This is a genomic window from Mesorhizobium sp. M8A.F.Ca.ET.021.01.1.1 (genome assembly GCF_003998025.1).
Classification (GTDB): domain Bacteria; phylum Pseudomonadota; class Alphaproteobacteria; order Rhizobiales; family Rhizobiaceae; genus Mesorhizobium.
In genome coordinates, this window is the sequence record NZ_RZSJ01000342.1 from 1 (window position 1) to 6,463 (window position 6,463).

Sequence of the window (6,463 nt, forward strand, 5' to 3'; positions counted from 1 at the left end):
CGGTTTGCGGGGTTGGAATGCCTGCAGCGAGCCCGGTGCGCGGTGCGAAAGCGGGTACCGGCACCGTGCCGGGCGCCATCGCCATGACGATCGCTTCGGGCGTCTTCGCGGGCGTTTCTTCGGGGGAAACCATCTGAATGTCCGCCCGCTGGGCTGCCTCCGGCGCCACGATAGCGATGCCCTGTCCGGCCAGCTTCGGTTCAACGACCGTCTTGGGGTCACCGGCCGTCTTGGAGTCAACCGGCTTCGCCGGCTTGCGTGGCGCAGGCGCCACTTCCGCGGCATCGTCGGCTTCGTCCGTGCCGCGCCCACCCAACAGCGACGCCAGCAGGCCGCGCGCCGGCCTGCGTTGGCCGCCGTCGGCGCTTGCCAGTTCGATGTTGGGCGTGCCGGCGGCCTTGCGCGATTTGTAGGCGGCAAACGCTTGATCGTAGCCGGGCAGCGGCTTGCCGTCGCTCGGCACATGGAGCGTATTGCCGTTGGGGAAGACCCTGGCCAGTTCCTGGCGGCTGATGCCCGGCCAATGCCGCACATTGCCGACGTCCATGTGGATGAAGGGCGAACCGGAAGTAGGGTAATAGCCGACGCCGCCGCCCTGCATCTTCAGGCCGATGTCGCGCAGCTTCTTCAGCGGCACATCCGGCAGGAAGAAATCCATGGCGCGGCCAACCATGTGCTGGCTTTCGCGGGCCACCCCTTTCGAACGGCCGCGCAGCATGGCGTTGGTCGCCGGCGAGCGATAGGCGCTGACCACATGGATATAGCTGGTCGAGCCGCTGGCGCGATAAGCCTGCCAGACCAGGTCGAGCAGACGCGGATCCATCCTGGTCGGCTCGTTGCGGCGCCAGTCGCGCAGCATGAAGTTGATCTTCTTCAGGCCCGCCTGATCGTAACGCCCGTCGCGCTTGAAGACGATCTCGGCCTTCTCGCCCGTATGGAGATGCTGAATTCGCAGGGCGCGCGTTTCGGCGAACGCATCGGTGATGCACATGCAAAAGAAAGCGGCCATGAAAGCCTGCAACCGGGTCCAGAAGCGGAAACCGCCGGGCGCGTTCTGTTGGCTTTCAATCACGTTCATGCCTTGCACATCGTTCCTGTTTCGGGCGATTTGACGTCCTCGCCGGAGGCGGAGCCTTCTTTTCAGCACCCTTCCCGGCGCTGCTGACCAGGCGGACAGGCCAGACTTGACCAGGCGGACAGGCCAGCCATTCCACAACACGTCATGTCGAAGAACAGCATCTTGGTTAACGAATCGTGTCAGGCGGCTTTTCGACTGGAGGTTGCCGCCCCCCGCCTTTGGGGAAAGCCACGTTGTCTTCCGGCTGAACGCGCCAACACAGGCAGGCCGACCGACAGGAAACCTTTCATGCAAGTTGGCCGTTGTAGCTGGAAGAGAGGACAAGTTGAATGGCATCCGTCCGGTACATCGTTTCGAACGTCGACAAGGCGGTCGCGTTCTATCGAGACAATCTCGATTTCAAGACCGACAAGCACAATCCGGGCAAGTTCGCCGCGCTGTTGCGCGACGACTTGACGCTGTATCTCAGCGCCCCAGGTGCGGGGAGCGGTGGTCAGGCGGGCGGCGATCCAAAGCCGGGCGGGTGGAACCGATTTATGATCATTACGACCGAGATCGATGTCCTCATCGAGCGGTTGCGCCGCACTGACGCAAGATTCCGCGGCAAGATCAGCGACGGCGGTGCCGGCCGCGCCATCTTGCTCGAAGATCCCTCCGGCAACGTTATCGAGCTATTCGAGTTCAAGAAGGATCGAGCCTGATTTAGAGCTGGTGGCGACGCTGGTTTTGATCGCCTTCGCCGTGCTGACAATGTCAAGCTTATGTGTACCACCCGGCGTACCAGGCGGCAAAAAGACCAAGGTAGGGGTTCCCAATCAATGGGATAGACTGGTGCTGCGAGAGAGGATTGAACTCTCGACCTCTCCCTTACCAAGGGAGTGCTCTACCACTGAGCTACCGCAGCCGCCGATGGCGGGGCTTCTGCCATATCGAACCGGCAAGCGCAAGGCCAAGAACAACGCTTCTGTGAAAGCCTTTGCCGGATAGCTTTCTATGACATGGCGGTGCCACAATGTTGGCTATCCCTGAATGGCGGGTTGGCTGGCTGCCAGCCGGGGCAGGACGATGAACGACAAGACAAATCCACCGAAAAACAGCGGAACGACCCGCAAGAACCGGCTCGCCGAGCAGTTGCGAGCCAATCTCCAGAAGCGCAAGGCGCAGTCGCGCTCGCGCCGTAGTGGCGACGCCGACAAGCGGCGCGCCGGTGAGGCCGACCAGCGGCCCGACGGGCTCGGCGCGGCAAAGGAAATGCAGAAAGATTAACTCAAATCGGCCACTCTTGGACGGGATGCTCGGAAATCCTATTTCTTGAACCATACCGGCCAATGGTCTAGACGGGCCGACACTCAAACGATTGAACCGGCCTTTTCTGGCCGAGAGGGACATTCTCCAATGGATCGCATCAGAATCGTCGGCGGCAACAAGCTTGCCGGAAGCATTCCGATCTCGGGCGCGAAAAACGCCGCCCTGCCGCTGATGATCGCCTCGCTTCTGACCGACGACACGCTGACACTCGAAAACGTGCCGCATCTGGCCGATGTCGAGCAACTGATCCGCATCCTCGGCAATCATGGCGTCGACTATTCGGTCAATGGCCGCCGCGAGAAGCAGAATGAGGGCTATTCGCGCACCATCAACTTTTCCGCCCGCAACATCGTCGACACGACAGCTCCTTACGAGCTGGTGTCCAAGATGCGCGCCTCGTTCTGGGTGATCGGGCCGCTGCTGGCCCGGATGGGCGAGGCCAAGGTGTCGCTGCCCGGCGGCTGCGCCATCGGCACGCGCCCGGTCGACCTGTTCCTCGAAGGCCTGCAGGCGCTGGGCGCCGATATCGATGTCGACACCGGCTATGTCATCGCCAAGACCCGCAATGGCCGCCTCGTCGGCAACCGTTACATCTTCCCCAAGGTCTCGGTCGGCGCAACCCATGTGCTGATGATGGCGGCATCGCTCGCCAAGGGCGAGACGGTGCTGGAAAACGCCGCCTGCGAGCCCGAGATCGTCAATCTCGCCGAATGCCTCAACGCCATGGGCGCCAGGATTTCCGGCGCCGGCACGCCGACCATCACCATCGACGGCGTCGAAGCGCTGTCGGGGGCGCGCGTGCGCGTCATCCCCGACCGCATCGAGACTGGCACCTATGCCATGGCCGTGGCGATGACCGGCGGCGACGTCGTGTTGGAAGGCGCACGGCCGGAGCTGCTGCAGACCGCGCTCGACGTGATTTCGCAGACGGGCGCGGAGATCACGCAGACCAATTCCGGCATCCGCGTGAAGCGAAATGGCGCCGGGATTTCGCCGGTCGACGTGACGACGGCGCCCTTCCCGGCCTTCCCGACCGATCTGCAGGCACAGTTCATGGGCCTGATGACCATGGCCAAGGGCAAGTCGCGCATCACCGAGACGATCTTCGAAAACCGCTTCATGCACGTCCAGGAACTGGCGCGGCTCGGCGCCCACATCACGCTTTCGGGCCAGACTGCGATCGTCGACGGCGTGGCGAAGCTGAAGGGCGCGCCGGTCATGGCGACCGATCTTCGCGCTTCGGTCTCGCTGGTCATCGCCGGTCTGGCCGCCGAAGGCGAGACCACGGTCAACCGCGTCTACCATCTCGATCGCGGCTTCGAGCGGCTGGAGGAAAAGCTTTCCAATTGCGGCGCGGTGATCGAGCGGATTTCTGCCTGACGATCCGCGGTCGCTTGGCGAAATCATCTGCAAAGCGTTCCTTCTCCCGTCACCATACGGGGAGAAGTGCCCGGCAGGGACAATGAGGGGTGCGCAAAACCTGCGGCAAATGCCTCTGGCGGTATTCCTGTCGCGGTTGCACCGATCGGAAAGACCGCCTAACAGAAAGGCTGATTGCCAACCTCTGGGTGTGAAATCCGCATGGCCTTAAAACTCATTGCGCTCGACGATCAGGATCTGAGCATCGTCTCGGCCCATCTCCAGGACGCCGTGATGAAGGTCTCGGACCTCGAATTCCTGCCCAAGGCCAAACGGTTCGTGCTGACCATGAACCGTTTCGTGTGGGAGGCCAAATCCGGCCTGTTTCGCCAGCACAATGAGCGGCGGCAGGCGGTGCTGCATTTCGACCGGGTGCTGGGCGCCAAGACCAACGGCATTGCCCGCGACAAGCCGGCCGAAATCCTCTCCCTGCTGGCGATCAGCTTCATCGAGATCAGCAAGCCGGCCGGCATCGTCGAACTGATCTTCTCGGGTGGCGGTACCATCATGCTCGACGTCGAATGCATCGAGGCCCGCCTTGCCGATATCGGCGGTGCGTGGGAAGCCACGTCGCGCCCCATCCACAGGGCTTGAGCATACAATGGCCATCACGCTTCGCCAGTCCGACGCCGATTTCGAGCAGCGTTTCGCCGCCTTCCTCATGACCAAGCGCGAGGTATCGGCCGATGTCGACGCCGTGGTGCGCGACATCATCGCGCGCGTGCGCGCCGAGGGCGACACGGCACTGATCGACTACACGCAGAAATTCGGCGGAGGCGACCTCGCCGCGCTAGGCATTGCCGTCTCGGCGGAAGACATCGCCGGCGCCTATGCCGAGGCCGATCCGGCCACGGTCGAGGCGCTGAAATTCGCACGTGACCGCATCCGGTCCCATCACCAGCGGCAAAAGCCGCAGGACGAACGCTACACGGATGCCGCCGGCGTCGAGCTCGGCTCGCGCTGGACCGCGATCGAGGCGGTCGGACTCTATGTGCCGGGCGGCACGGCAAGCTATCCGAGTTCGGTGCTGATGAACGCCGTGCCGGCCAAGGTAGCAGGCGTCGAGCGCATCGTCATGGTCGTGCCGGCACCGCACGGTGTCGTCAACCCGCTGGTGCTGGTGGCGGCGGATATATCAGGCGTCTCCGAAATCTACCGCGTCGGCGGCGCGCAGGCGATCGCCGCACTTGCCTATGGCACGCAGACGATCAAGCCGGTGGCCAAGATCGTCGGTCCCGGCAATGCCTATGTGGCCGCGGCCAAGCGGCGCGTGTTCGGCACGGTCGGCATCGACATGATCGCCGGGCCGTCGGAAGTGCTTGTGGTGGCCGACGGCGGCAATGATCCAGAGTGGATCGCGGCGGACCTGCTTGCCCAGGCCGAGCATGACGTGTCGGCGCAGTCGATCCTGATCACCGACGATCCGGCATTCGGCGAGGAGGTCGAACGGGCGGTCGAGCGTCAGTTGCAAAGCCTCTCGCGCGGCGATACGGCGGCGCAGAGCTGGCGCGATTTCGGCGCCGTCATCCTGGTTCCGACGATCGAAGCGTCGTTGCCGCTGGTCGACCGCATCGCGGCCGAGCATGTCGAACTGGCCATCGACGATGCCGAAGGCTTCCTCGCGAAGATGCGCAATGCCGGTGCCGTCTTCCTCGGCCGCCACACGCCGGAAGCCATCGGCGACTATGTCGGCGGCTCCAACCATGTGCTGCCGACGGCGCGCTCGGCGCGCTTCTCGTCGGGCCTGTCGGTCCTCGACTTCGTCAAGCGCACCTCGGTCCTGAAGCTTGGGCCGGAACAGTTGCGCATGCTGGCACCGGCGGCGATCGCACTCGCGCGGGCGGAAGGGCTCGACGCGCATGGCCGCTCCGTCACTATCCGGCTGAACATGTAGGCCGGCATGACGGGCTCCGATCAAACCCGCGCAAAACTGATCGATGTCGAACTCGATGAATCGATCGGCCGTTCGACGCCCGATGTCGAGCATGAGCGGGCGGTGGCGATCTTCGACCTGATCGAGGAGAACCATTTTCAGCCCGTCAACGACAGCGGCACGGGTCCCTACCGGCTGAAGCTGTCGCTGGCCGAGTCCCGTCTGGTCTTTGCCGTGGCACGCGAGGACGGCGCCGCCGTCGTCACCCACATCCTGTCGCTGACGCCGCTCAGGCGCATCGTCAAGGACTACTATATGATCTGCGAGAGCTATTACGACGCCATCCGCTCCTCGACGCCGAGCCATATCGAGGCGATCGACATGGGCCGCCGTGGCCTGCACAATGAGGGCTCGCAGACGCTGATGGATCGGCTCTCCGGCAAGATCGACATCGACTTCGACACGGCGCGACGGCTGTTCACGCTGGTCTGCGTGCTGCACTGGCGGGGCTGACCCTGGCCCCCGGCGCCCTGCCCCGCTCGGTCCTGTTCCTGTGCGGCATGAATGCCGTGCGCTCGCCGATGGCCGAGCAGCTGGCGCGCCGGATGCTGCCCCCCACCATTTTCGTCGCCTCGGCCGGTGTGCGCGCCGGCGAACGCGACCCGTTCGTCGATGCCGTGCTTGCCGAGGACGGCCTGACGCTTGGCGAACGTCATCCACGGACGCTGGACGATCTCGAGGACGACTATTTCGACCTGATCGTCACACTGGCGCCGGAGGCGCAC

At 63.9% G+C, this 6,463-nt stretch carries 8 protein-coding genes and 1 tRNA gene; 7 read left to right on the forward strand and 2 right to left on the reverse strand.

The genetic code is table 11. From position 1 onward, the window contains the following. On the reverse strand, positions 1-1,078 hold a 1,078-nt coding region (locus EOA36_RS23090), incomplete at its 3' end, for a DUF882 domain-containing protein (protein WP_127279567.1). A gap of 329 nt (positions 1,079-1,407) precedes the next feature. Here EOA36_RS23090 and EOA36_RS23095 point away from each other — a divergent pair. After that, positions 1,408-1,779, forward strand: a complete 372-nt coding sequence (locus EOA36_RS23095) for a VOC family protein (protein WP_127279568.1) — start codon at positions 1,408-1,410, stop codon at positions 1,777-1,779. 128 nt (positions 1,780-1,907) lie between these two features. Here the strand turns inward: EOA36_RS23095 and EOA36_RS23100 are convergent. Continuing rightward, a tRNA-Thr gene (locus EOA36_RS23100) sits at positions 1,908-1,982 on the reverse strand. A gap of 161 nt (positions 1,983-2,143) precedes the next feature. Here EOA36_RS23100 and EOA36_RS23105 point away from each other — a divergent pair. From EOA36_RS23105 to EOA36_RS23130, 6 genes are all read left to right on the forward strand, one after another. Next, positions 2,144-2,344: a hypothetical protein gene (locus EOA36_RS23105; protein WP_127279569.1), complete on the forward strand. Its 201-nt coding sequence runs from the start codon at positions 2,144-2,146 to the stop codon at positions 2,342-2,344. 129 nt (positions 2,345-2,473) lie between these two features. After that, a complete protein-coding gene (murA, locus tag EOA36_RS23110) occupies positions 2,474-3,766 on the forward strand; it encodes a UDP-N-acetylglucosamine 1-carboxyvinyltransferase (protein ID WP_127279570.1) in 1,293 nt (430 codons plus the stop codon). A gap of 201 nt (positions 3,767-3,967) precedes the next feature. Then, positions 3,968-4,399: a DUF2948 family protein gene (locus EOA36_RS23115; protein WP_127279571.1), complete on the forward strand. Its 432-nt coding sequence runs from the start codon at positions 3,968-3,970 to the stop codon at positions 4,397-4,399. A gap of 7 nt (positions 4,400-4,406) precedes the next feature. Continuing rightward, positions 4,407-5,699 carry a histidinol dehydrogenase gene (gene hisD / locus EOA36_RS23120; RefSeq protein ID WP_127279572.1) on the forward strand — a complete coding sequence of 431 codons (1,293 nt, stop codon included), beginning with the start codon at positions 4,407-4,409 and terminating at the stop codon, positions 5,697-5,699. A 6-nt stretch (positions 5,700-5,705) separates the two neighbouring features. Further along, positions 5,706-6,191, forward strand: a complete 486-nt coding sequence (locus EOA36_RS23125) for a UPF0262 family protein (protein ID WP_127279573.1) — start codon at positions 5,706-5,708, stop codon at positions 6,189-6,191. Continuing rightward, the coding region (locus EOA36_RS23130; RefSeq protein ID WP_145969265.1) for a low molecular weight phosphatase family protein at positions 6,179-6,463 on the forward strand (285 nt) is incomplete at its 3' end. The genes EOA36_RS23125 and EOA36_RS23130, both read left to right, overlap by 13 nt.

Excerpts from the sequence above, each read along its gene's own strand:
- EOA36_RS23105 (WP_127279569.1), top strand. The coding sequence starts at position 2,144 with ATGAACGACAAGACAAATCCACCGAAAAACAGCGGAACGACCCGCAAG.
- EOA36_RS23115 (WP_127279571.1), top strand. The coding sequence starts at position 3,968 with ATGGCCTTAAAACTCATTGCGCTCGACGATCAGGATCTGAGCATCGTC.
- hisD (WP_127279572.1), top strand. The coding sequence starts at position 4,407 with ATGGCCATCACGCTTCGCCAGTCCGACGCCGATTTCGAGCAGCGTTTC.
- EOA36_RS23095 (WP_127279568.1), top strand. The coding sequence starts at position 1,408 with ATGGCATCCGTCCGGTACATCGTTTCGAACGTCGACAAGGCGGTCGCG.
- EOA36_RS23125 (WP_127279573.1), top strand. The coding sequence starts at position 5,706 with ATGACGGGCTCCGATCAAACCCGCGCAAAACTGATCGATGTCGAACTC.
- murA (WP_127279570.1), top strand. The coding sequence starts at position 2,474 with ATGGATCGCATCAGAATCGTCGGCGGCAACAAGCTTGCCGGAAGCATT.